The sequence below is a fragment of the Enterococcus sp. 9E7_DIV0242 genome (assembly GCF_002140975.2).
GTDB lineage: Bacteria > Bacillota > Bacilli > Lactobacillales > Enterococcaceae > Enterococcus_L > Enterococcus_L clewellii.
In genome coordinates this window covers 4,534,021-4,560,000 of record NZ_CP147247.1, presented here as the reverse complement: position 1 = coordinate 4,560,000, position 25,980 = coordinate 4,534,021, and the positions used below count along the sequence as shown (strand labels likewise).

General features: G+C 40.3%; 17 protein-coding genes, 1 tRNA gene and 2 rRNA genes (1 of these 20 only partly in view). 4 read left to right on the top strand and 16 right to left on the bottom strand.

Features of this window, described 5'->3' with window-relative positions; translation table 11 throughout:
• The 3 genes from A5888_RS21160 to A5888_RS21150 all read right to left on the bottom strand — a co-directional run.
• A 23S ribosomal RNA gene (locus A5888_RS21160) occupies positions 1-508 on the bottom strand; it reaches 2,403 nt to the left of the window's first position.
• A 184-nt stretch (positions 509-692) separates the two neighbouring features.
• Positions 693-765 (bottom strand) — tRNA-Ala (locus A5888_RS21155).
• Between the two features lie 79 nt (positions 766-844).
• Positions 845-2,404 (bottom strand): 16S ribosomal RNA (locus tag A5888_RS21150).
• The 16S and 23S rRNA genes sit together here with 1 tRNA gene alongside, the layout of an rRNA operon.
• A gap of 828 nt (positions 2,405-3,232) precedes the next feature.
• Between A5888_RS21150 and A5888_RS21145 the strand changes: the two genes are divergently transcribed.
• Positions 3,233-4,519 (top strand): ISL3 family transposase, encoded by a 1,287-nt coding sequence (locus A5888_RS21145; RefSeq protein ID WP_339101828.1) that lies wholly within the window; start codon positions 3,233-3,235, stop codon positions 4,517-4,519.
• Positions 4,520-4,814: 295 nt separating this feature from the next.
• Here A5888_RS21145 and A5888_RS21140 read toward each other — a convergent pair whose 3' ends face one another.
• From A5888_RS21140 to A5888_RS21120, 5 genes are all read right to left on the bottom strand, one after another.
• Entirely contained in the window at positions 4,815-6,347 is a 1,533-nt protein-coding gene (locus tag A5888_RS21140; RefSeq protein ID WP_339101827.1) for a HAMP domain-containing histidine kinase, read from the bottom strand.
• Positions 6,344-7,030 (bottom strand): response regulator transcription factor, encoded by a 687-nt coding sequence (locus tag A5888_RS21135; RefSeq protein WP_086349431.1) that lies wholly within the window; start codon positions 7,028-7,030, stop codon positions 6,344-6,346. The genes A5888_RS21140 and A5888_RS21135 overlap by 4 nt, the downstream gene beginning before the upstream one ends.
• Before the next feature lie 472 nt (positions 7,031-7,502).
• On the bottom strand, positions 7,503-8,924 hold the full coding sequence (gene gndA, locus A5888_RS21130) for an NADP-dependent phosphogluconate dehydrogenase (RefSeq protein WP_086349407.1): 1,422 nt from the start codon (positions 8,922-8,924) through the stop codon (positions 7,503-7,505).
• Between the two features lie 496 nt (positions 8,925-9,420).
• Complete coding sequence (gene rpmF / locus A5888_RS21125; protein ID WP_086349406.1) at positions 9,421-9,600, bottom strand: 50S ribosomal protein L32; 180 nt, start codon at positions 9,598-9,600, stop codon at positions 9,421-9,423.
• A 71-nt stretch (positions 9,601-9,671) separates the two neighbouring features.
• A complete protein-coding gene (locus tag A5888_RS21120; RefSeq protein WP_086349405.1) occupies positions 9,672-10,226 on the bottom strand; it encodes a YceD family protein in 555 nt (184 codons plus the stop codon).
• 257 nt (positions 10,227-10,483) lie between these two features.
• Between A5888_RS21120 and A5888_RS21115 the strand changes: the two genes are divergently transcribed.
• Positions 10,484-11,263, top strand: a complete 780-nt coding sequence (locus tag A5888_RS21115; RefSeq protein ID WP_086349404.1) for an ABC transporter ATP-binding protein — start codon at positions 10,484-10,486, stop codon at positions 11,261-11,263.
• 242 nt (positions 11,264-11,505) lie between these two features.
• Here A5888_RS21115 and pyk read toward each other — a convergent pair whose 3' ends face one another.
• The 3 genes from pyk to dnaE form a co-directional block, all read right to left on the bottom strand.
• Entirely contained in the window at positions 11,506-13,263 is a 1,758-nt protein-coding gene (gene pyk / locus A5888_RS21110) for a pyruvate kinase (RefSeq protein WP_086349403.1), read from the bottom strand.
• A 66-nt stretch (positions 13,264-13,329) separates the two neighbouring features.
• Positions 13,330-14,292 (bottom strand): 6-phosphofructokinase, encoded by a 963-nt coding sequence (pfkA, locus tag A5888_RS21105; RefSeq protein ID WP_086349402.1) that lies wholly within the window; start codon positions 14,290-14,292, stop codon positions 13,330-13,332.
• A gap of 172 nt (positions 14,293-14,464) precedes the next feature.
• A complete protein-coding gene (gene dnaE / locus A5888_RS21100; protein ID WP_086349401.1) occupies positions 14,465-17,794 on the bottom strand; it encodes a DNA polymerase III subunit alpha in 3,330 nt (1,109 codons plus the stop codon).
• Positions 17,795-17,880: 86 nt separating this feature from the next.
• Here dnaE and A5888_RS21095 point away from each other — a divergent pair, with 86 nt between their 5' ends.
• Positions 17,881-18,066, top strand: a complete 186-nt coding sequence (locus tag A5888_RS21095; RefSeq protein ID WP_086349400.1) for a YjzD family protein — start codon at positions 17,881-17,883, stop codon at positions 18,064-18,066.
• 96 nt (positions 18,067-18,162) lie between these two features.
• Here the strand turns inward: A5888_RS21095 and A5888_RS21090 are convergent, their stop codons facing one another.
• The 3 genes from A5888_RS21090 to A5888_RS21080 form a co-directional block, all read right to left on the bottom strand.
• A complete protein-coding gene (locus A5888_RS21090; RefSeq protein ID WP_086349399.1) occupies positions 18,163-19,359 on the bottom strand; it encodes a multidrug efflux MFS transporter in 1,197 nt (398 codons plus the stop codon).
• A 193-nt stretch (positions 19,360-19,552) separates the two neighbouring features.
• Positions 19,553-20,959, bottom strand: a complete 1,407-nt coding sequence (locus A5888_RS21085) for an NCS2 family permease (protein ID WP_086349398.1) — start codon at positions 20,957-20,959, stop codon at positions 19,553-19,555.
• Between the two features lie 248 nt (positions 20,960-21,207).
• Positions 21,208-23,469: a bifunctional metallophosphatase/5'-nucleotidase gene (locus tag A5888_RS21080; protein WP_086349397.1), complete on the bottom strand. Its 2,262-nt coding sequence runs from the start codon at positions 23,467-23,469 to the stop codon at positions 21,208-21,210.
• A 185-nt stretch (positions 23,470-23,654) separates the two neighbouring features.
• On the opposite strand from A5888_RS21080, the gene A5888_RS21075 reads away from it, so the two are divergent.
• Entirely contained in the window at positions 23,655-24,461 is an 807-nt protein-coding gene (locus tag A5888_RS21075; RefSeq protein ID WP_086349396.1) for a Cof-type HAD-IIB family hydrolase, read from the top strand.
• Positions 24,462-24,691: 230 nt separating this feature from the next.
• Here A5888_RS21075 and A5888_RS21070 read toward each other — a convergent pair whose 3' ends face one another.
• Complete coding sequence (locus A5888_RS21070) at positions 24,692-25,087, bottom strand: RidA family protein (RefSeq protein WP_086349395.1); 396 nt, start codon at positions 25,085-25,087, stop codon at positions 24,692-24,694.
• Between the two features lie 122 nt (positions 25,088-25,209).
• On the bottom strand, positions 25,210-25,860 hold the full coding sequence (locus A5888_RS21065; RefSeq protein WP_086349394.1) for a hypothetical protein: 651 nt from the start codon (positions 25,858-25,860) through the stop codon (positions 25,210-25,212).
• Between the last annotated feature and the right edge of the window lie 120 nt (positions 25,861-25,980).

Sequence of the window (25,980 nt, the reverse complement as noted above, 5' to 3'; positions counted from 1 at the left end):
CCCTCACGGTACTGGTTCACTATCGGTCACTAGGGAGTATTTAGCCTTGCGGGATGGTCCCCGCGGATTCCGACGGAATTTCACGTGTTCCGCCGTACTCAGGATCCTCCTAGGTGTTGCCAAAATTTCGTCTACGGGGCTTTCACCCTCTCTGGCGGACTTTTCCAAGTCCTTTGACTATCCTGACAGACTACCATATCGGAGTCCTACAACCCCAATGAGCAAGCTCATTGGTTTGGGCTCTTCCCGTTTCGCTCGCCGCTACTCAGGGAATCGAATTTTCTTTCTCTTCCTGCAGGTACTTAGATGTTTCAGTTCTCTGCGTCTACCTCAATTACGCTATGTATTCACGTAAATGTAACATCCTATAAAAGATGCTGGGTTTCCCCATTCGGAAATCTCTGGATCATAGCTTACTTACAGCTCCCCAAAGCATATCGGTGTTAGTCCCGTCCTTCATCGGCTCCTAGTGCCAAGGCATCCACCGTGCGCCCTTATTCACTTAACCTTATCAACCTTACGGTTGGGTTTTGACTCGTTTCTCTAGCGATAGAGGCGTCATCAAGAAAAATAAGCTATCGAACAATTTTAAAAAACTCTTCAACGCGGTGTTCTCGGTTTGTTTGTGTTGTTGATTTTCTTTCTATCCAGTTTTCAATGAACAAATTAAATAGTAACCATTGGTTACTATATGGAGCCTAGCGGGATCGAACCGCTGACCTCCTGCGTGCAAAGCAGGCGCTCTCCCAGCTGAGCTAAGGCCCCGTGTTTCAATTGTCGAGGTAAACCTCTCAAAACTGAACAAAGTGAAGTTAAACCGTGTAGTTTCCGTAATATTCCTTAGAAAGGAGGTGATCCAGCCGCACCTTCCGATACGGCTACCTTGTTACGACTTCACCCCAATCATCTATCCCACCTTAGGCGGCTGGCTCCAAAAGGTTACCTCACCGACTTCGGGTGTTACAAACTCTCGTGGTGTGACGGGCGGTGTGTACAAGGCCCGGGAACGTATTCACCGCGGCGTGCTGATCCGCGATTACTAGCGATTCCGGCTTCATGTAGGCGAGTTGCAGCCTACAATCCGAACTGAGAGAAGCTTTAAGAGATTTGCTTAGCCTCGCGACTTCGCGACTCGTTGTACTTCCCATTGTAGCACGTGTGTAGCCCAGGTCATAAGGGGCATGATGATTTGACGTCATCCCCACCTTCCTCCGGTTTGTCACCGGCAGTCTCGCTAGAGTGCCCAACTGAATGATGGCAACTAACAATAAGGGTTGCGCTCGTTGCGGGACTTAACCCAACATCTCACGACACGAGCTGACGACAACCATGCACCACCTGTCACTTTGTCCCCGAAGGGAAAGCTCTATCTCTAGAGTGGTCAAAGGATGTCAAGACCTGGTAAGGTTCTTCGCGTTGCTTCGAATTAAACCACATGCTCCACCGCTTGTGCGGGCCCCCGTCAATTCCTTTGAGTTTCAACCTTGCGGTCGTACTCCCCAGGCGGAGTGCTTAATGCGTTTGCTGCAGCACTGAAGGGCGGAAACCCTCCAACACTTAGCACTCATCGTTTACGGCGTGGACTACCAGGGTATCTAATCCTGTTTGCTCCCCACGCTTTCGAGCCTCAGCGTCAGTTACAGACCAGAGAGCCGCCTTCGCCACTGGTGTTCCTCCATATATCTACGCATTTCACCGCTACACATGGAATTCCACTCTCCTCTTCTGCACTCAAGTCTCCCAGTTTCCAATGACCCTCCCCGGTTGAGCCGGGGGCTTTCACATCAGACTTAAGAAACCGCCTGCGCTCGCTTTACGCCCAATAAATCCGGACAACGCTTGCCACCTACGTATTACCGCGGCTGCTGGCACGTAGTTAGCCGTGGCTTTCTGGTTAGATACCGTCAAGGGATGAACAGTTACTCTCATCCTTGTTCTTCTCTAACAACAGAGTTTTACGATCCGAAAACCTTCTTCACTCACGCGGCGTTGCTCGGTCAGACTTTCGTCCATTGCCGAAGATTCCCTACTGCTGCCTCCCGTAGGAGTCTGGGCCGTGTCTCAGTCCCAGTGTGGCCGATCACCCTCTCAGGTCGGCTATGCATCGTTGCCTTGGTGAGCCGTTACCTCACCAACTAGCTAATGCACCGCGGGTCCATCCATCAGCGACACCCGAAAGCGCCTTTCAAATCAGAACCATGCGGTTCCGATTGTTATACGGTATTAGCACCTGTTTCCAAGTGTTATCCCCTTCTGATGGGCAGGTTACCCACGTGTTACTCACCCGTCCGCCACTCCTCTTTCCCGGTGAGTGCAAGCACTCGGTGGGAAAGAAGCGTTCGACTTGCATGTATTAGGCACGCCGCCAGCGTTCGTCCTGAGCCAGGATCAAACTCTCATAAAAAGTTTAAACTTGACAGTCTTGCGACTGTTACGCTCAATTTGTTTGCTAGCATATTGCTTGCTTGTTAAATCATGTTGTTGTCTTGATCGAATCAAGACATACTACACATTTGGTTTGTCTTACTTTGTTCAGTTTTCAAAGGTCTACTTGATTGCCTCGCAGCAACTTTTATATCATATCAAAGTTCTGATTTGATGTCAACTCTTTTTTTGAAGAAGTTGAAGTTTTTTTCTGCTTGGCTGTTGTCGTTTTGTTTCATAACAACTTTTATATCTTATCAACTTTTTTGTTATTTGTCAACAACTTTTTTATTGATAAAACAAGTTTTTTTGTTATTATTTTTTCAACGCTTTGTTATATTATCATGAAGAATGATCTTCGTCAAGATAAATTTTAAAGCTTTTTTTCTGTGCTGTTAGACAGCAATCAGAACATGTATAAATATATCAATTCTTATCTAAAAATGCAACTATTAATTCGTACTTTTTCCAGCTTTTTTTCGATACCGAACAAACGCTAGTATCCATAGTGAAGCATTCGTCTTTTCTCTCACGTTTATTCTTATATTTCTGCCAATATTCGCCATACATTTCAAGAAGTATCCTCAATAAAGTGATGTGTTCTTTCTATATAAATAGAATAACTACTGCTTTATCATATATGAGGCAGATCTTTCAAAAAAACGGTTCTACAATATATTGTGTTGGTGGAAATTCCTAAAGGAAAAGTCACCAGCATTTTTTTGAGTGTTCAAACACAAAAAAGGAACAACAAACTGATAAAATGAAATCGACAAAAACCACAAATCATCAGAAAGGTTGTTCCTCTATGGATAAGAATACCAGATTATTGCTTGGACTAACAGATAAACATCTCTCCTTTGGAGAGGATTGGCTTGAATACAGTCATTCAAAAGGTGTTAAGGCTCAGGTCATCAAAGCAACACTTACGTATATACCTACACATTGTAGAAACTGTGGCATTAAAAATCAAGGACAGATTATCAAAAACGGTTACCATCGGACATATACTCAATTACCTGTTTTTAATGGTCGCTTGACATTATTGGAGCTGAAACGTTCACGCTTTCGTTGTCATGAGTGTCACGCTACTTTTCACGCTCAAACAGAGTTAGTTGAAGAGCATCATCATTTATCGAAGCAGCTCTGCCTCCAAATCATGCTTGATTTAAAGAAAAATGTTTCTAGGAAAGAGATTGCCCAAAAACATTTCGTTTCAGACGTGACGGTTCTTCGCTTAATGGAAGAGCTAGCTACTTCTTATTCTCCAAACTGGCGATTTCTTCCAAAAATTTTATGTATTGATGAATTCAAATCAATGAAATCTTGTGAAGGAGCAATGAGTTTTATTTGTGTTAATGGAGAAACCAACAAGATTCTTGAAGTCCTTGAAGACCGACGGTTAACACACTTAACCCGACACTTTATGCGTTACACAAAAGAAGCGCGAGAAAACGTAAAGTACCTGGTCATGGACATGAATGCGAGCTATGATCAATTACTCAAGTCTGTGTTTCCAAATGCCCAACTCGTCACTGACCGATTCCACATTGTCCAACAGATAAATCGAGCGTTAAATCAACTGCGGATAAAGACAATGAATGCCTTTCGGCATTCCTCACCGCAAGAACAGAAGCAATATCGTCGACTCAAACGGTATTGGAAGTTACTCTTAAAAGATTCCTCTGAACTTGATAGTCAACATCGTCCCTATCATTCACTGTTCAAACGTCCATTAACTCAAACAGATATTGTCGATGAATTACTCAGCTATGATTCAACCTTGCGCATTGCTTACGATACTGTTCAATTTCTCAAATATACCTTTACTCATCGAGACGCCAAGCGTTTCTTTGAAGAACTTGATACACTAGATCCCCGACTGCCTTTCTGGTTCAAAAAGAAATTGAGATTCTTCAAGAAGCACAGACAAGGAATTACCAATGCTTTCAGTTTTTCTTTTTCTAATGGCATTACAGAAGGGTTGAACAACAAGATTAAGGTAATCAAACGAGTGGCTTATGGCTACCGCAATTTCTATCATTTTCGTTCACGTATTTACATTGTTCAAAGTCTTGTTTTTTCTCAAGATTAAAAGGAGGCTCACAACCAATATCTCTGCAGCTATAAAGGTAAATCGGGAATTAGTAGCTGTTATCCAAGTACATGTACAGCTACTTTGACTCGATTTAGGAATGGAATTGGCGCTTTTTGCCAAGTCGCTTCCGGCCAGCTGCCCAGATAATTGGCAGAAGTCCTCCTATTTCTAAAAAAGAACTTGAAACAAAACCAGAATGTCTCTGATTTTTATTCCAAGTTCTACGATTTTATTCAGTTTTTTGTCCTACCAACACAAATTGACATAGAACCAAAAAAACTTCGGAACAGCGTTACTGCTGTTCCGAAGTTTTTAGATCCATCTCTGCATTTTTAATTATAGGAATATAAATTCTGAAAATAGTTCCTTGACCGATAACACTTTCAGCATCTATTCTTCCTTTATAACTTTCAATCAATTTTTTTGCAATGGATAGTCCAAGCCCATTGCCGCCTTTCGTTCTGGCTCTTGCCTTATCAACACGGTAGAATCGATCAAATATTTTATTGATCTCCTCTTCTGAGATTCCTTCACCGAAATCTTGAATAGCAATTTCAAATTCCCCAAAGGTACGAGAAATAGAAACATGGACTTCTTTTCTATTGGTTGAGTACTTGACTGCGTTATCTAAGATGATGATCAACAGCTGTTCGAAATGGTTTCGATAAATCCCTAATATTACTTCTTCACTTAAATCATCATCCAGAGTCATTTGAAAATCCGGATAGAGTAGTTTGAAATTGTTGAATACTTGATAAACCACTTCTTTTGCATTCGATGTACGGTCAGAATACTGAACGTCTACCTGTTCTGCACGAGAAAGATCAAGCATCTCTTGTACCAAGCTTTTCATTCGGACGATTTCCTGTAAACTCGCCTTTAGTGATTCATCCAAGATTTCCGGATCTTCTTTTCCCCATCTATTCAGCAGATTCAAATGTCCCTCAATAATTGCTACTGGCGTTCTAAGCTCATGAGAGACATCTTCAACAAACTGTTCCTGCTGCTCAATATATCTTCTCATTCGATCCAGCATTTCATTGAATATTCCTGCCAGATCTGCCAATTCATCCTTCGATCCAATTGCAGGTACGTGAGCATCAGATTGTGGGTTCTTTCTGACGATTTCCATCGTATCTCTGAGTAGTTTCAAAGGTTTTAAGAAATAAGAAGATAGTAGGAAACCTAAAATACTGCTTAAAATAAGTGAAACGATTTCCAAAAATATAAGTGTGAAAAGCAAACGATTCCTAATAGCATAAAAGGATGATAGCTCGTAGAAAGCTTGCACATACCCTACTTGTTCTCTCGCACTTTTTGAATGCACAGGTTGAACAATCAAAAAACCTGTTTCTTCTTCTATTGTCCTTATCTCCGCTTCTTGCTTCCCTTCTTGAAGTAGCTTAAAATGCTTCTTCTGTGTTTCAAAAAGTAATTTTCCATTTGTATCATAAACAGATAAATATAATGCTGGAGTCCCAAGTTCGGCAATGACACTGTCCATTTCAAGAAGATTCCCAACAGCCGATCTTTGGTTGAAGTCATCTGTACTTTCCGGAGAAGGATTTTTTAGCGAAGTATATACTTCAGTAACTGTCAGCTCTTCTTCTGCATTTGCCAGACGATTAGTCACTTCAGCTACTATTCGTTCCACATTCTCCCGTTCCTTCTTCACTAGCAAATTTACAGATGTTTTATAGGTGATTACTGCAAATATGGTAAAAACAACGAATATAAAGAAAGAACTTGCAAGGGCCCACTTTACAGTAAGTGAGGGCCCTCTCAGTTCTCGTTTCACTATCTCTTTTAGCTTGTTCTTTTTCACGAGCGCATCACGTACCCTGTTCCGCGAACTGTTTGAATATAGCTTTCTTCTCCTGGAACATCAATCTTGTTACGTAGATAACGAATATATACATCAACGACGTTTGTTTCTACTTCTGTTTCATATCCCCAGACTTTATTTAATAGAACATCTCTGGCTAAAACAACATTGACGTTTTCCATAAGTGTCAGCAACAGTTCATACTCACGTTTTGTTAGCTCGATCATTTCTGAGTTCCGACGAACCACACGATTTTCCTTTTCAATCGTTAAATCACGATAGGTAATCGTTGTTTGTTTGGCAATGTTCTTATCGCCTTCGATATCAATTCGGCGAAGTAATGCACGTAATCGTGCGAGCAATTCTTCAATAGCAAAAGGCTTCACGATATAATCATCGGCACCATGATCAAGACCAGATACGCGATCGATCACTGAGTCACGCGCAGTCATCATAATAATCGGTGTATTTTTTACTTGTCGTACACGTCGACATACTTCCAGTCCGTTCAGTTCGGGCAACATTAGATCCAGCAGAATCGCATCCCAATCATTATTCAAAGCAGCTTCCAGCCCAGTTCGTCCGTTGTAATGAACCTCAGTTCTATAACCTTCGTGTTTTAATTCCAGCTCAACGAAGCGCGCTAAGTTTTTTTCATCTTCAATAATCAGAATATTGCTCATTGATTTGCTATCCTTTCTCTCATAACAGCCTTTTTTCAGCTTTTTCATTATACCTACTTTTTTAATAAAAAGCTAGTAAATCTATTTTAAATGAGTATGACACATCATTAAAAACTCAGACTCCTCTTGCACTCAAAACTGAGTGAACAATGGGACAGTGGTCGCATCTTCTTGTTGCATGGACTATGATACTACTGTCCCATTCTCAGTTTCAATAAGCATCGGCTTTTTATCAGCAGAATAACGCTACAGCTCTCTCGAAATATGCTCTTCTATGAATAACAAAAACATCTAGGTTTTACCTAAAACGTAGCCGGCAGTTAGAACAATTTTAGTATTCATTTTTCCAACTATTTAGCTCACTATGTTCACATATTTTGAATAGATTAACTATCAAAGTCATTTGTTGCTTCACTAACTTGACATAAATTTCGAGCTGACGATACTGGTAGGTATGTCGATTACAGCATAATTATTCTTCTGTATACCAGCTATAATGATAAATTCCTTCTTTATCTGTACGCTCATAGGTATGAGCACCAAAGTAATCACGTTGTGCTTGAATCAGGTTCGCAGGTAAGCGTTCTGAACGATAAGAATCATAATACGCAATCGCAGAAGCAAATGTTGGAACTGGTACGCCAGCTTGAACAGCCATTGCAACAACATCTCTAACAGATTGTTGGTATTTTTTCGTGATTTCTACAAAGTAATCATCTAGCAATAGATTTTCAATATCTGAATCTTTTTCATACGCATCTGTGATTTTTTGTAGGAATTGAGCTCTGATAATACAACCTGCTCTCCAAATTTTAGCTATATCACCAAATGGCAAGTCCCAATCGTACTCTTTTGAAGCAACACGCAATTGAGCAAAACCTTGTGCATAGCTCATGATTTTACTGAAATACAACGCTTCGCGGATTTTTTCAACCAATTCTTTTTTATCTCCATCATATTGGTATGGTACCGGTTTAGCTAAAACTCCAGCAGCTTTCACGCGTTCTTCTTTATAAGCAGAAATGAATCGAGCAAAAACAGACTCCGTAATTAATGGTAACGGCACACCTAGATCAAGTGAACTTTGGCTTGTCCATTTACCTGTTCCTTTGTTTCCAGCAGCATCCATAATCACATCAACGATTGGTTGACCGGTTCCTTCATCATCTTTGCGCGTCAGAATATCAGCAGTTATTTCTACTAAATAGCTGTCTAATTCTCCGTCGTTCCATTCTTTGAATATCTCAGCCATTTCATCTACTGAAAGACCCAAGATATTTTGCATCAAGTCATAAGACTCCGCAATCAGCTGCATATCTCCATATTCAATACCGTTGTGCACCATTTTCACATAGTGTCCAGCTCCATTAGGACCAATGTATGTGACGCATGGTTCACCATCTTCTGCTTTAGCAGAAATCTTTTCAAGTACAGGCGCAACTAATTCATACGCTTCTTTCTGTCCACCAGGCATGATTGAAGGCCCCTTAAGTGCTCCTTCTTCACCACCGGAAACACCCGTACCGATAAAGTTAATACCAGAGTTAGCCAGTTCTTCATTCCTACGCATAGTATCTTTGAAGAATGTATTTCCGCCATCGATAAGGATATCTCCTTTATCTAAATGTGGCAGTAATTCTTGGATTGTTGCGTCTGTCGCAAATCCCGCTTTGACCATCAACATGATACGACGTGGTTTCTCGATTGAATCAACGAACTCTTCAATCGTATAAGTCGCTTTGAAATTCTTATCCGGATGTTCTTCTACTACCTCCGTAGTTTTTGAACCAGTCCGATTGAACAGCGCTACAGAGTACCCTCTACTCTCAATGTTCAATGCAAGGTTTTTCCCCATAACAGCCATTCCTACTACACCAAATTGTTGTTTTGTCATCATACATCCTCCCAATTACTAAAAAACCTAATAATTCTTTATAATCTATTTCATTATAGCCTAGTTTAATAGTATTGAAAACAAAATCGTTCGATATATCACAGCTTTCTTTAGTAACAACCAAACAGAAGAACCCTTGATAGCGCTTGTTTTCCAAGATTATCTCAACCACTTCCTACTTGCTTCTTCATGATCTGAACTGCGACCAGAACAAAATCGACGAAAAAATAGCTCATTATCGATTCTATTTCTTCTGTATGATTAGCAATTAGCCTTTCGTGTTACCGCTACTCTTCCTACCAACTTGCCTAGAATGCACCAGCAATTCGAAGCCAAATAGATGGTGTTCACATAGCTATGACTTCGACAATAAGCAGGAAACTCGCAAAAACTTATGAAGCAATTGTAGAAATTCTGATTTAATAAAAGTACATAGCAAAAATCCCTCAGGCTCCATGGTTAGCCTGAGGGATTTTAAACATTTTCAAAAAATGTTTTACGCTTCTTTAGACATTACATCTTTTCCATCGTAATGACCACATGCTGGACATACGTGATGGCTTTTTCTCATTTCTCCACAGTTTGAACATGCGTTCAAACCTTTGATTGTCAACTTGTAATGTGTACGGCGCTTTGCCTTTTTCGCTTTAGAAGTTTTTCTAGCTGGTACTGCCATTGTTGTTCCACCTCCTTGTAAAAATCAGTGTATGAATCATACACCATATATTCCAATCTTAACCAAACAAATCACTCTGTATCATCTTTCAATAATTCAGATAACTTGGCAAGACGAGGATCCAAAGTTTCTGCTGCTTCTTTTTCCCTTTTCTCATAGTAATCATCTTCAGAGATTACTTCCCAGTCAGTCCCTTTTGGTAACTCACTATTCTGCTGTTCTTCCTCAGATAATACTTGTAATGGGATTGCCAGTAAAATATTATCTTCTACTGACTCAGTTAGATCGATCGTCGGCTTATCAAGAACAATGATTTCTTCATCTGAAATCAGCTCATCCTTACCGCGAAACTGCTCTTCTGTCATAAACATCTCATCAACACTTAGCTCCATAGGAACTGCAACTGGTGTTAACGAACGAGAAGAAGGTATTGTTACTATTACAGAAAGCTTATAATGTAATAAGTAACCCTTTTTTTCGACTGAAAGTATGCCGTTTACTTTTGCAGGGGAAACATCAAGTAGTTGATTATCCCTAGCCATCAGTGTTTGTTTTACATCAAGCTCTTCTGAAAATTCAAGAGGAATTTCTCGATGTTTGTTTAATTCTAATAATGACCATTTCATCTCTCTCACCTCTACACAACAAAAGCTATTATACAGGGCTATGCATGCTTTGTCAATGAAATTTTCTCTCCCATTTTCTTTCATACATATTTATATTTTTTGTTATCTCATCCATTTTTAATGTTACACTAGATAAAGATAAAATAAAAACACAGCATGGAATATACGTGCTATTATCCATCCACTAATAACAAGTATTCCTTGTGAGCAAAACAATTGAACAGAACTCAAATCATGAAAAAATAGGAGGTCTACTCATGTCCATTATTCATTGCCAGAACGTTTCATTAACAAAAGAAAGTAAAACACTCCTGAATCACATTAATTGGACAGTTGAAGAACAAGAACATTGGGCCATTTTAGGACTGAACGGTGCGGGAAAAACATTATTGCTCCAAATCATTACAGGATATCTTTGGCCTTCTGAAGGAGAAGTTACTGTGTTGAATCAACGATTTGGTTCAAGCTCTATTCCAGAGCTGCAAAGGCGAATTGGTTGGGTAAGTACCGCTCTTCAACAGCGGATTCGCGGAAATGAATCCAGCGAGAGAGTCATTCTATCCGGAAAATTTGCAAGCATCGGAATCTATGAAGCTTTTTCCCAAGAAGATATGAAAAAAGCAAAACAAATTTTAATTGAGGCCGGCGGAGCTGCTCTTTTAGGAAAAAGTTATCAGGTCCTATCGCAAGGAGAACGTCAATTGATATTGATTTGTCGTGCTTTGATGGCTGAACCAGAACTGCTTATTCTTGATGAGCCGTGTAACGGATTGGATCTTTTTGCCCGAGAAAAGCTACTGGAGCAAATCCAACGCATTGCTGAGTCTCAGAATAGTCCAACGATTCTCTATGTCAGTCATCATACAGAAGAAATCCTCCCTTGTTTCCAGCATCTTCTTTTATTAAAAGAGGGGCAGATCGTCCAACAAGGCTTACGAAAAGATTTGTTCAACGAAGAAGTCCTAACAGCTTTTTACAGCGAACCAATCCAATTGCTCTCTTTGGGGAAAGATCGACTTGCAGCCTATCCTCTATAGCTAATGACAGGCTATTCTGGTCCTACGAGGCACAACCTAACTCTGCTGATTCAACACTTTTCAATGTGTCTATTCAAGTCCGGATATGCCCACTCAGTAGATTAACCTGTTAACGAAAAGGAGCATAGATATACTTCTTCACCATTTTTCTAGAATATTTCTCTTCTCTAGTGTAATCAAATAAAAAAAGCATTCTGACACTTCCAGTTAATAGGAATATCAGAATGCTTTTTAAATTAGACTTAGATAGCTGTTGTCGCGCCGCGGTAAACAATACCACGTCTAGGGTCAACAGTGATCAACTCGTCGTTAGATACAAGTTCAGTAGCATCAGCTGCACCAACGATTACTGGAATATCTTTTGCAATCGCTACAACTGCTGCATGAGAAGTTAATCCACCTTCTTCTACAACCAACGCAACTGCTTTATCGATAGCAGGCATATAGTCTTTATCTGTTGTCTTAACAACTAAGATAGAGCCTTCTACTGCTTTTTCATTTGCTTCTGCAGCAGTTTTAGCAACTACAGCTTTGGCAATCACTGAATCTTCTCCAATACCTTGACCTTGAACAAGTTTTGAACCGATCAATTGGATCTTCATCAAGTTTGTTGTACCCTTTTCACCTACTGGTACACCAGCAGTGATAATAATCAGATCGCCTTCGCTAGCGAAGCCATTCTTTTGTGAAATGTCAGATGCAAGAGTGAATACTTCATCAGTGTTTGATGGTTTTTCAGCAACTGTTGCATAGACACCCCAAGAAAGAGATAAGCTACGTGCTTTTTGCTCAGAGAAAGTAATCGCAACGATGTGTGCTCTTGGACGGTATTTAGCAATCATACGAGCTGTATGACCTGATTCAGTCGCAGCAACGATTGTTTGAATGCCCAAGTTACGAGCTGTATGCCCAACAGATTGACCAATAGCTTCTGTCATGTCTGTTTTGCTGTATAGTTTCAATGCAAATGCATCTTGATCGACTAATGCTTCTTCTGTACGAACAGCAATACGAGCCATTGTTTGTACAGATTCTAATGGATAATCCCCAGCAGCAGTTTCACCAGAAAGCATTACTGCATCTGTACCATCATAGATTGCATTGGCAACGTCATTTGCTTCCGCACGTGTTGGACGTGGGTTACGTTGCATAGAATCAAGCATTTGAGTAGCTGTAATAACTGGTTTACCCAAAGCGTTACATTTCTTGATTAATTCTTTTTGTGCAACTGGAACATCTTCAGTTGGAATTTCAACCCCAAGATCTCCACGTGCTACCATCAAACCATCAGAAACTTTCAGAATTTCATCGATATTATCGATTCCTTCTTGATTTTCAATTTTAGGAATGATTTGAATATGTGTTGCATCTTCTTCTTCCAAAATCTTAGTGATTTCCATTACGTCAGTTGCACGACGAACGAAGCTTGCTGCGATGAAATCAATTCCTTGACCGATACCGAAACGGATATCTGCTTCATCTTTTTCAGTAATACCAGGAAGGTTTACAGAAACCCCAGGAACGTTTACACCTTTTTTATTCTTAAGAACGCCTTCGTTTTTAACTGTTGTCACGATTTCGTTTGCATCGCGATCAATGTCAGTCACTTCTAAATCAATCAAACCGTCGTCCAGTAAGATATGAGAACCAATGTTTACATCATCGATTAATTGAGGATACGTAATAGAGAATTTTTCAGTTGTTCCCAATACTTCTTCCATAGAGATACGGGCAGTGCTTCCAGTTTTAAGTGTGATCGCGCCGTTTTCCATATCGTTCGTACGAATTTCAGGACCTTTTGTATCTAGTAAAATCGCTACTCTTTTTCCTGAGATCTTCATTGCCTCACGAATGTTCTTGATGCGGTTGCCATGTTCTTCGAAGTCTCCATGTGAGAAGTTCAAACGACAAACATTCATTCCGGCATTCATTAAGTCAACCAGCATTTCAACGGTTTCACTTGCTGGTCCAATCGTACATACGATTTTTGTTTTTTTCATTACTAAACGCTCCTATTCGATTTTTTTATACAAAAGCATTAAAGCCTATATACAGTAAGCCAGTGTCTAAAATGAGATTTCTTTATTCAGATCGTAAAGAGAAAGATCTGGTTTATGCTTGTTATTTTCCAAAGTATCAACGATATCTGCTGCTACGACTTTGTTGTCAAGCATACCGATACATAATCCACCTTTGTTTTCTTTCAATAATTCGACTGCATATCCTCCGAATTTACTTGCCAATACACGGTCTCTGGCGCTTGGAGAACCTCCACGTACTACGTGACCCAAGATAGATACACGCGTATGGAAGTCGCCGTATTCTGACAACTTTTCAGCAAATTCATTTCCGCCCATCACACCTTCAGCAAGGATGATCAGACAATGTTTTTTCCCACGATCGCGGCCTTCTCTAATTCGTTTAGCTACTAATGCCATATCAAATTCATGTTCTGGGATGATGATTTCATCTGCACCGCCCGCAACACCAGACCAAAGAGCGATATCACCCGCATCACGTCCCATTACTTCAATAACGAATGTACGTACATGGGAAGTCGCAGTATCACGGATGCGGTCAACTGATTCTAATACAGTGTTGATTGCAGTGTCAAAACCGATCGTGAAATCTGTTCCAGGAATATCATTATCAATTGTACCGGGAATTCCTACAGCTGGATAACCACGTTTTGTTAACGCCATTGCCCCATGATAAGAACCGTCTCCTCCGATAACTACCAACCCTTCAATACCGAATTTCTTCAATTGCTCGATGCCTTTCAGTTGCCCTTCTTCAGTGGCAAACTCAGGATAACGCGCTGAATATAAGAATGTACCTCCGCGTTGGATTTTGTCACCCACGTCAGCAATATCCAAACGACGAATATCTCCAGCTACCAAGCCGGCAAATCCGTAATTGATCCCATATACTTCAATTCCATCATAAATTGCTTTACGTACCACTGCACGAATTGCAGCGTTCATTCCTGGAGCGTCTCCTCCACTGGTTAAAATACCGATACGTTTCATTCGCTCTTTCACCTCATAATAATAATATACTTTTGATAAAACAGTCTTGCTTCACCATGATTGACTTAAAATTACCACGTCACCCATTTTACCATTAATAGTGCAAAAAGTCTTGAGTTAGCGTTAAAAATTTTGAAAAAAGTTGAAAGCGTTCAGTACATTTTACTGAAACTCATTTGAAAACCACGTTTTCCGCTCCAAGCAGCTCTGAAAATGACTTCAGAACGGTTTCATTTTCAACAATCCAATAGTTTTTATCCAGTACAACTTTCTTCTTTTGATCCGCGTAAAATAGTACGACAGGAACATGCCCAGGCGCTTGTTGAATGATAGCTTTCACTTGCTGAAGAATATCCTGAGAACCTATTGTTCCTTCAATTCTCAAATAGCAAGTTTTATCACTGATTGAGGCTTCCATCGGAGCAGCTTCTGAAATCGTATTGACCAAGACTTGCAGCTCTTGATTGTATTTGCTTCTTTCAACTTTACCATCCACATAATAAACCTTGCCCACATCAACTGATTGTCTCACGGAACGAAAGACACCAGGAAAAAGAGTTAGAGAAATCGTGCCTGTACTGTCATCGCCCTCAACAAATGCCATCTGCTCTCCTTTTTTTGTGCGAATGGTTCGAACGTCCTTCACATAAATCAATAGGCGAACCGCTTGATTTTCAACAATATCATTGATTGTCATCACTTGTTTCAACTTCGCCAGCTTCTTAAATTCTTCAGCTGGATGACCAGAAAGATATACGCCAAGGTATTGCTCTTCTTGGGCCAGCCGTTCTTCCAATGAATAATCTTGAATTTCTTCTTCTTTCAACTCCAACGTCTCGAATAAATCCGCACTGCCACCACTGTATATGATATTTTGGATTTTACTTTCCAACTGATTTGCCAGTTGTCTGCGATTAGCTGTCAGTTCATCGAAGGCTCCGATTGCAATCAAAGGTAAAATATTTTCTTGCTTCCGCCATTTTGCAGGAATTCGAAACAAAAATTGATCAAAGCTTTTATAATGTCCGCTATCTTTCCGTTCATTCAACATATCTTGAATGAAATCTCTTCTGATACCTTTCAGCGAGCTAAAGCCAAACATGATTTGCTCTGTATCTTTTAAAAGAAAGCTATAATTACTGTGATTAATTGAAGGTTGGATAATGGTGAGTCCATTTTTTCGCGCTTCACTGATATATTCCTTGATTTTGTTTGGATTATGTCGAACAGAATGCAGTAACGCCGCATAAAAAGCCGCGGGATAATGAACTTTCAAATACGCCATTTGAAAACCAATAAAGGAATACGCAAACGCATGAGATCGGTTAAATCCATAATTGGCAAAACGCTCGATATAATCATAAATCATATTAGCTGTTTCCTTAGAGTAGCCCTGCGCCATTCCACCATCCACAAAATGTTTTCGCTCCTGATCCAAGACATCTTTTTTCTTTTTGCTTATTGCCCGTCTTAAAATATCGGCTTGCCCCAAACTAAAGCCAGCCATCTTTGCTGCCACCTGCATGATTTGCTCTTGGTAGACAATAACGCCATAGGTATTTTCCAAAATAGGTTGTAGTGATGGGTCCGGGTATTCAATGGGCTCGAGACCTTTTTTTCGTCGAACAAATAGATCAATGTTTTGCATAGGACCCGGACGATACAATGCGTTAACTGCAGCTATATCCTCTATACTGGTAGGACCCAGCTTTCTCAGAACATTCCTTATCCCCGCCGATTCAAATTGGAAGACACCGCTTGTCTCGCCTCTACGGAACAACGCCAGTGTTTCCTCATCATCAAGCGGTATTTCATTTAGCAACAGTTCTTTTTTATACACTCGTTTGACTGATTTCAATGCATCATCGATGATGGAAAGGTTTCGCAAGCCTAGAAAATCCATTTTCAACAAACCAATTTTCTCTACATCATTCATCGTGAACTGGGTTAGTAATATATCATTGGTGCCGGTTTGCAATGGCGCCAGTTCCAATAAATTTCTGTCACTGATCACCACTCCAGCAGCATGGGTCGAAACATGTCTCGGTAATCCTTCTAATCGAACAGCGGTGTCAAACAATAGCCGATTCGTTTCAGAACTCTCGACTAGCTCCACCAACTTTTTCGATTCTTTCCACGCTTGCTTTAACGTAATTTTCAGAGTGCTGGGTACAGCTTGCGACCAGCGATTGGATTCACTTTGTGACAGCCCAAATACTCTGGCAGCATCTCGTAAAACCATTTTAGCGGCCATTGTGCCAAAGGTCGCAATTTGTGCCATATGATAATGACCATATTTCTTCTGTACATAAGCCAGTACCTGCTCTCTACGATTGTCTGGAATATCCAAATCGATATCCGGCATTGAAAAGCGCTCGGGATTAAGAAAACGTTCAAACAATAGATCGTATTTGATTGGATCAACATCTGTGATCGACAGTACATAAGACACTAATGAACCTGCAGCCGAGCCTCGTCCAGCACCGGTGACAATCTTCTGCTGATGCGCAAAGGCGATCACATCCCAGACAATCAAGAAGTAATCGTCGAAGCCCATATCGTGAATAATCGATAATTCTTTTTCAAGACGTTCTTCATAAACAGATGTCACTTCAGTGATTCGCTGTGGCAATAGCGACATACAAAGTTCTCTCAAATAGACTCCTGCTTCTTTTCCTTCGGGAACAGGGTAATGCGGTAACAGCTTTTGATGCAAGGGTAGCTCAAACTGACAATTTTCTGCAATTTTCACTGCATTTTCGATACTGTCTGCACCAAGAATCTCCATCAATTGTTTTTGAGCTTCCTCTGGTTTTCGTAAATAGTACGGACCGTCGATTTCAGTCTCTTTAAGATCGACTTTCATCGGAGTTCCGGACTCAATGTGTTCCAATACCCGTAGGGCAAAACCATCTTCTCTAACGAGATATCTTGTTTCCTGCAAAGCTGCCAAAGGATATTGAGCACTATGTATGAAATCAAACAGCAATGGATCTGTTGAGGGATTACACATGAAAGAAGCACCAACGAAGAAGGAATCTGAGTCTATTTTAGAAGCTAACGCAGTCATTACCTGTTGGACATCCTCTTTATCTCTTTCCTTCAAAAAATTGACCACTCCGTTATCAGCAGGCATGACAACAAATAATTCAGTTAAATAATCAGCAAAATCTTCCAATTGAAACACATCATTTTTTGTCATTTTCAAGCTGGATATTCGCATTAAATTTTGATACCCAATTTGATTCTTCGCATACAGCAACAGCTGAACATGGCGGTCGCTGATAGAAGATGTGTACTCTAAGGTCATCCCGATGAGAGGTTTTATTCCCTCCGCTTTACAGGCTTCATAAAATTCCACGGCACCATGTAAAACATTAATATCAGCAATTCCCAGATATTGATACCCATACTCCTTTGCTTTTTTCACGAATTCTGGTATCCTAATCGTGCTGGAAAGTAAAGAGTAGGAAGTAATCGTATATAATTGTGGAAACATCATGAATCCCTCCTTTATGACAAAATTTCCTCATTTCTTTACAATAAAAAAAATTGTGCTAAACTAAAGCTAGAAAAGAGGTGCTATCCATGCGTTACATTATTGTATTATTCTGGTCCTTTGTTTTAGGACAAGTGGTAGGATATATTGGCGGTGCCTTGAACAGTGGCAGTTATGACTTTATGTGGACATCCATCATTTCACTGGCCGCCGGTGTACTTATCTTGTTGATTGGCCAACTTGCCGTTCCAAAGAAAAAGACCTCTCAAGTGTAGCAACTGCTTTTTCTTTTATGAAAAAACGAAAGTCCTATTACACTCAAAAAAACCAGTTACATTAATTGTAACTGGTTTTTTTTTGTTTTCAACTGTTTATAATCGTTTCGTCAAAATTTTTCTAAAGTTGAAGACAGACAGCCCGATATTCCCTAGAACAAAGCAGGCAGTAGTGATAAACACTGCGCTGTATCCCATACCATGGGCAACGGTTGAGCCAATCATAGGTCCAAGAACTTGACCGAAATTACTGAACATCTGATTATAGCTGTAAATCCGACTAACTCCTTCTGGTGGCGTCAGCTTCCCGATCAGAGTATTGATCGACGGCATCAGGGCGCCCGTAGAGAAACCAAGCATGAAACGAAGCACACCTAATTGGAAAGGTGTTGTTACAAAAGCCATTGGTATGTAGCAAAGAAATGAGAGGACCAGACCTCCTAAAAGAACTTTATGATTTCCTATCCTATCCCCTAGTTTTCCTAACGATGGGGAGGAGATAATCGCAGAAACACCCGCAACAGATACAATCAGTCCGCTGACAAATAGAATGTTGCCTTGCTCACCACTCAATGAACGAATATACAAAGTTAGAATAGGACTGATACTTGTCACACCAACCTGCAAAATCAGAGTTGTTACGAACAACCCAATCAAAATCGATAGATGATCGATTTTTGAGAATATCTCCTTGGTCGATAGCAAATCCTTTTTCTCGACTGGCTCGAAATCCTCTTTGACCATAAAGATTGTCAGTAGAGTAGTAATCAATAACATGAAACCAGTAATGATAAAGACGTTTTCCATTCCGAACCATTGGGCCAATGCACCGCCAATCGATGGACCAATCAAATTTCCTGCGACCGCTCCCGTGGATAATGTTCCCAAAGCCCAACCACTTTTTGATTTAGGTGCCTGAGAGGCAATCATCGCTGTGGCATTTGGAATATAACCAGACAGAATTCCGTTAAGAAAACGCATAATCAGCAACCAGTATACGTTAGGAACAAAGGCCAAAGAGCCCATCGTGAAGGTCATTCCCGCTGCTGCCCGAATCATCATGATTTTTCGACCTTTCCGATCGGCCAGGTTTCCCCAAATCGGTGCAACGATCGCCGCAGCAAAGGCCGTCACTGAAATTGCCAATCCAGAGAAAAGCTCTACCTGGCTCTTAGGTGTTCCTAATTGTTCAATATATACAGGAATGAAGGGCATGACCAAACTAATGCTGGCACCTGTAAAAAAACTGCCTAGCCAAGCAACCATCAAATTCTTCTTCCAGTCTATCTTCATCTTTCTATCACCGCCTATAAAGGTTCTCTTTAACTATACTCCATTTTCAGAAAACGCACAAAATTTTTATTTCTGTTTTTCACACTTTTGATTGTTTCTATGATATCTTCGCAAAAAAACAGAGCTGATTCCCTATCAGCTCTGTCAAAATTCTATCGTTGTCCCGAAAAATTTTTCATTACTTCCTTCATTTTTACAATATTGCCAAAATGACAAAATTAAGAATGAACAATAGATTGACAATCCAAATGATTGGCGATACCTCATTGATTTTTCCTTTCGCAACCTTAACAACTGCGAAGAAAATGAAACCTGCTGCAATTCCGTAAGAAATACTGTAGCATAAGCCCATGAAAATAGAGGCGAAGAAAGCAGGTACGGCTTCTTCAAGGTCAGTCCATTCGATATCTTTGAACGAAGCCAACATCATGACACCCACTAAGATCAATGCAGGTGCCGTTGCCTGTGCTGGAACAACAGAAATCAATGGCGAGAACAAGCTGCTTAATGCAAATAGTGCTGCCACGACAACAGAAGTCAAACCTGTACGACCACCAGCACCAATACCAGCAGCACTTTCCACATATGTCGTCACATTCGATGTCCCCACAACTGCTCCTACTGAGGTAGCAACAGCATCGGCAAACAACGCCCGGTCCATCTTAGTCGCAAGTCCTTTACTGTTCTCAAGCGCTGCCTCATCTTCTTTAGAAAAAATACCTGTACGTCGGCCTGTCCCGATAAATGTACCAATAGTATCAAATGTGTCCGATAGACTAAACGCAATGACCGTCATCAATACCTGAGGGATTTTAGATGTATCACTAAATAGCGACTGCATTCCATCCGGTCCAAAGGCTGCACCAAAAGTCGTACCTAAAGCAGAAATTGAGCTCCCCAAAGAATTCTCTTGCCAATCAATAGCAGACAGATCAACGACTCCCATTGGAATTGCCAATAAAGTAGTAAGGACTATTCCGATAAGAATTGCTCCCCGTACATTCATGACAACAAGAATTGTCATAATCACCAAACCGATTACTGCAAGAATGATTCCCGGATTATTGAAGTTCCCCAAAGCAGGTACTATGCTATCACCATTCACAGCACCATTGATAGGCTCAGCCTGAACAGTAAAATCAAGAAGTCCCGCATTTTTGATCCCTACATAAGCCACAAAAATACCTATTCCACCACCAATTGCATGTTGCAAGCTTTCCGGAATTGCGCGAATAACCAATTTACGAATTTTTGTTACGGTGATCAAAATATTGACTAACCCACAAATAAATACCATCGCCAACGCTTGCTGCCACGTATAGCCAAGACCAAACACAACTGTAAATGTGAAAAAGGCATTCAAGCCCATACCCGGTGCCTGTGCGTACGGTACGTTTGCAAACAATCCCATCACGAGTGTTCCAATGATCGATGCGATGATCGTTGCTAGAAAGACCGCCTGAAATGGCATTCCTGTTTCTGATAAAATAGATGGATTAACAAACAAGATATAGCTCATAGCAAAGAATGTTGTGATTCCTGCCATCATTTCTGTTGAAACCGTTGTTCGGTTTTCTTTTAATTTGAAAAACTTTTCCATGAATTTTTCTCTCTCCCTCAAAGTTGTTCCTAATTGTTTGCCGGAAAAATAAAAATAAGAGCAATTAGCAATTCCCAACAAATACTATTAAATTATAGGAGACATTCAATCATTTTTCAACAAATTACTAACTATTATATCATTAATTATTTTTAATGTTCGTATTTCAATCGTTTTCAGATCAAGTAATTATCTTTGTAAACACAAAAAAAAGCCTAGGATATTAAAATCCTAGACTCTTAATCGATCTATACTTTTGATTTTTTCTTGAGAATCAAGAATGAACCACCGGCTAAAAGAACTAAACCGGAAATCAGGCTAATGTTTGTGATCGCTTCACCCGTATCTGGTAAAGATCCTGTTGGTTTATCAGAAGAAGTTGTAGTGCCTCCGCTTTGTTTTGTAACAGATTCTTCAACAGAAGAGCTTGAAGAGTCTGTAGTTGCAGGTACTTCACTCAATACGTCCAGAGGGAAAACTGCACTATTTTTCTCTTCATCAATAACAACCGCAGTCACGCGTTTCTTGCCTTTCAGGTTCAGCTCAGTAACATCGATTCTTACTCGTCCTTCACTGTCCGCTTTTGCGGTAATATCACCTTCCGGAAGAACGTTTCCAGCAATTTTACTTTGAGGAATCTCTCCGTCAAATAGAACGACTGTTGCATTTGGCAATGTCACACCTTGAAGATACTGATCTGTCTCATGAAGTGGATCAAAGAAGGTCGCGGCCCGAATAGCTACTTCCTTATCCTCTGGTAAGATAGAAGGTTCTTCAATCAGTTTCTTTCGTTCCTGAATCCCTGCTTCGATCAGCTCACCAGCAGCTTCTTTTGACTCAATATAACCAATGAAGGTTTCTGTATCCGGCTGCATAGCATCCACTAGTTTCGCCTGAGTGAAACCTGCGAAACCATCGCCACCACCATATAAGAAGTCATTAATGACTACTTTATAGGTTTGATCAGCTTTAACAAGATTTCCTTCTGAATCCTTGATTTCATGGACCTTGAAGGGTTGATCCTCATTATCATTCTTCACAAATGTATAGGACAATCCAGAAACCTGCAGGAAGTATTTTTCTTGATCATCGTATTGTTCATTTAGCACCTGTTCAATCTGTGCCCCAGTCATTTCTACGATCTGCATAATATTCCCAAATGGCTGAACTGCCTGAGCAGCGCCCCATGTGATTTCTCCGTTACTACCAACAGCTAGGTCTGCACGAATCCCGCCATTATTAGTCATAGCAAAGTCTGCATCGATCCCTTTAGCTTGAGCCATGGCAACTTGACCATCGGTAATCAGATTACCAACAGGTGACTCTTTATACTCATTAGTTTCTCGAGTAATCGCTTCTGCTGTCTTAGCTGTCCCAATTTTTTTACTCGTCACAGCTTCTACCCGACTATCTGCATCCGCAACAATTGCCGCAGTTTTCTCATCGGCAGCTGGTACATTGTCCCCTTCCGGAACGACAGGTACGATTTCAGCAGAAGGTGCCTCTGTAAAATCTTGTGTTTCAACATCTATGTGTCCGCGTACATCTGCGTATCCTTTTCCTTGAGATGTCGATTGAACCACACGTGTCTTTCCAACTAAGCCATTTGTATACTGATGGTTATGGCCTGCCAAAAGAACATCTACACTGTTTTGAGGATCGATTGTATTTACCTTTTCTAAAATTTCCGCTGCTTCACCGGAAACTACATTTGCTTTACTTGTTGAAGGAACATGAGCAAGAACAACAATTGCATTTACGCCTTGTTCTTGTAATTCATCTGCATAATAAGCAATCGTTTCTGCCTCATCTAGGAAATCATAGTCTTGATAATGATCCTTCAATACTAAATTTGGTATTTCTGTCGTCACTACGCCAATAAAACCAATTTTGACCTTTTTGTCTGTACCGACTTCTTTGATTGTATACGGTTGCCAGCCATAAGGTATTTCTTCGGTTCCCTTTTTAACAACATTCCCTACAACTAGTTCTGTCTTAGATGCTTCTCTAGGATAGTCTTTTAAGATTCCATAAGGATCACTTGTTGGATTGCCGCCAGTCATGATTCGGTTGAATTCTGCCAACCCTTCATCAAACTCGTGATTTCCAAGTGTACCTACAGAAAAATTCATTTCATTCAATACCTTGATAGTTGGTTCATCTTGAAGCAATCCAGAATTTGCCGGGCTTGCCCCTACCATGTCGCCTGATTGAACACGTAAGGTCTGGGCTCCCTCGTTGGCATCCGCAAATGCCTTCTCAGCCTGATTTAAATAGCCTGCCAGTAAAGCAGCCGTTCCTGTATTACTCACGCTATTGCCGGCATCGTCCTTAAACGTTCCAGTTGTACTCAAAGCCCCATGGAAGTCATTGATTCCTAAAAGCTGAACAGGAACACTTCCAGTTTCTTCCGCGTACACGGTTTGTTCATTATTAAACAAGAAGCTGCTTGCCCCAAAGACTGTTACTGATGTCAGTAAAAGACCCAGCCCCCTATTTCTCTTCTTCATCTACTTGTTCCTCCTTATTGTTCTCATCTTTCAGACTAACAATTATTCAAATGAGTGTCAATATCAATTGACATTCTTTTCGCTAAAATCCTCTGCTTTTCCTGCTTTTTTCTTCATTTTGACTTGTCATTTTTGTTCTTTGTGCTAGACTAGTGAAAAAGAAATTTGTCCTAGGAGGAAATGCTTTGAAAAAACTAATTGCGATCGATTTGGATGGAACAACCTTAAATGTCCAATCCTTGATTAGCGAAAAAACTGAAAAGACACTACAAAAAGCCATTGCCCAAGGGCATTATGTGAGTATTGCCACTGGTCGCCCTTATCGTTTGAGCCACCAGTTTTACCGCCAACTAAAGTTGGATACACCTATGGTCAATTTTAATGGTGGACTTGTACACATCCCTGAAAAAACTTGGGAAAATGAGCGTGCTTCGAGTGTAGACCGAGAGATCGTTTTCGATATCATCTCACAGAAAAAGGCCTTAAATCTTGATTTCGTTGCTGCTGAAAACAAAGAAACATTCTTTATCGACACGTTTGATCACTTTGATGAAAAATTCTTTGCGGCAGAGGCTACTGAGAAAAATCTGCTGAATGCTCAAAATCTGACAACCGACCCAACCTCTCTGATGCTTTGTGCACCACGAGAACTGGTTGGAGGAATTTCAGATACATTAATGAATCAATATGGTGATCACTTAGATATTCGTACATGGGGCGGTGCTATGCCAATTCTTGAGGTTGTTTCAAAAGGAATCCAAAAAGCCAAGGGCGTTGCTGAAGTTGCTGACTACCTGAATATCAAACAAAAAGATATCATCGCTTTTGGAGATGAGCATAATGATGAGGAGATGCTGGAATATGCTGGTTGGGGTGTTGCCATGCAAAATGCCACAGACCATATTAAAAGTGTCGCCAATGATATTACAGACCAAACCAATGACGAAGATGGATTAGCTGATTATCTGGCAAACTATTTGAGCTTGAACTAAAGAAAAAAACCTGAATCAATGACACGATAATCGTGAACTGATTCAGGTTTTTGCTTGTAAAAAAAGCAAGTGGTAATAGCTCTCTACAAACTTAGGCTGCTACTACACTCAATCGGCAGTTACGCATGTATTCCGCCCATGTGATACCTCTGATAAATACAAACAATCTAGGTAACTGTTTTGGCGAACTCATAGCTATTTTTTCAAATTTCGACAGTTCCGATGGTTGGCTAATCTATTGCTTCGCAGGCTGCCCATGCATCGATCTCTACCATTATTTTAGGTGTCGCCAATGCCTTGACATACAACAGAGTCATACACACCTCCGTACCTTGAAGAAAATCATTAAGCATCTGCGTTCTTCGGTCAAAATCAATCGGCTCAACAAGATATAAGACTAGCTTCGTTAAATCCTGAACCCCCATGTTTCCAGCTTCCAGATTTTTTCTAATATTTTCTAAGGCTTCTTTAAATTGTTCCTCTGGGTTCTCCGGCAACTCTTTTGATTTAGTCATGCCAACCTGTCCTGATAGCGTCAGCCAACGAATATTCCCTACTAATTCAACTTGATGAACATAGGCTCCTAAAGGTGGATGGATCGTTTGTGGATTTCTTTTTTCTATCATCATTTTTCTCCTTTGCGGGGTCTTATTGCCCCATTTTTCCTTCTATATATTAAAAAGAAAAGGCTCGAGCTGTCCGCGTATAGCCAACAACTCAGTCCTTTATTGCCGTTTATTTTTCTTGACTACAAAATGGTTTGAACGATGCTGATCACATAACGAATCAAACGATACAGCAGATACAAGGTAAGCAGATTGCCGATAATTAAGCGAAATAAATTAGTTGAGCTTGATTTAAGATTTCGCCAAGTAAATGGTCGTAAAAAACGCGGCACTCTAGATACCCTATTCTTGCTTAATCGGTATTTTTCTTCATAGGTTAGGTCAAACATATTATAATAAACCACATGGAAGGGCTGCTTACTAAAAAATGCTTTCGTGAACCCGACGAGTAACGTCAACTCCTTATTGTTAGAGGGTAAGTTACGAACACCATTTTTATTGATCCTCAGCTTCTCTCCATTTTCAAGTAAGACATTGTAGGTGAACTCATCTTCTTCAAGCTTTTCAATTTTAGGCTCCCGCTCATTTGCTTTCAAAAAATCATCATACAATACATGAAACTGCATTCTCTGACGAATGAAAAAGATCCCTCCTGCACCAAATAACAAAATCAATAATAGATTAATCCAAATACTTTCAGGGAAAAATATTGTATACAGGATTGTAATCAGTAACCCAACAGCCATGACAACAATTCGCTTTAGATAATAGCTGTGGTACATCCCCTCCATCGTTCGCTTGTAATAACTAAAATCAAATGCAACAAAATCCATCTGTTTCCTCCTTTTTATTCGATTATCTCTTGTGTTAAGTCAAAACAACTATATATCACCTATAACGAATGACAAAGTCTTCATAAATATAAGAAAAAAAGAATCTCTCTTATACAAGAG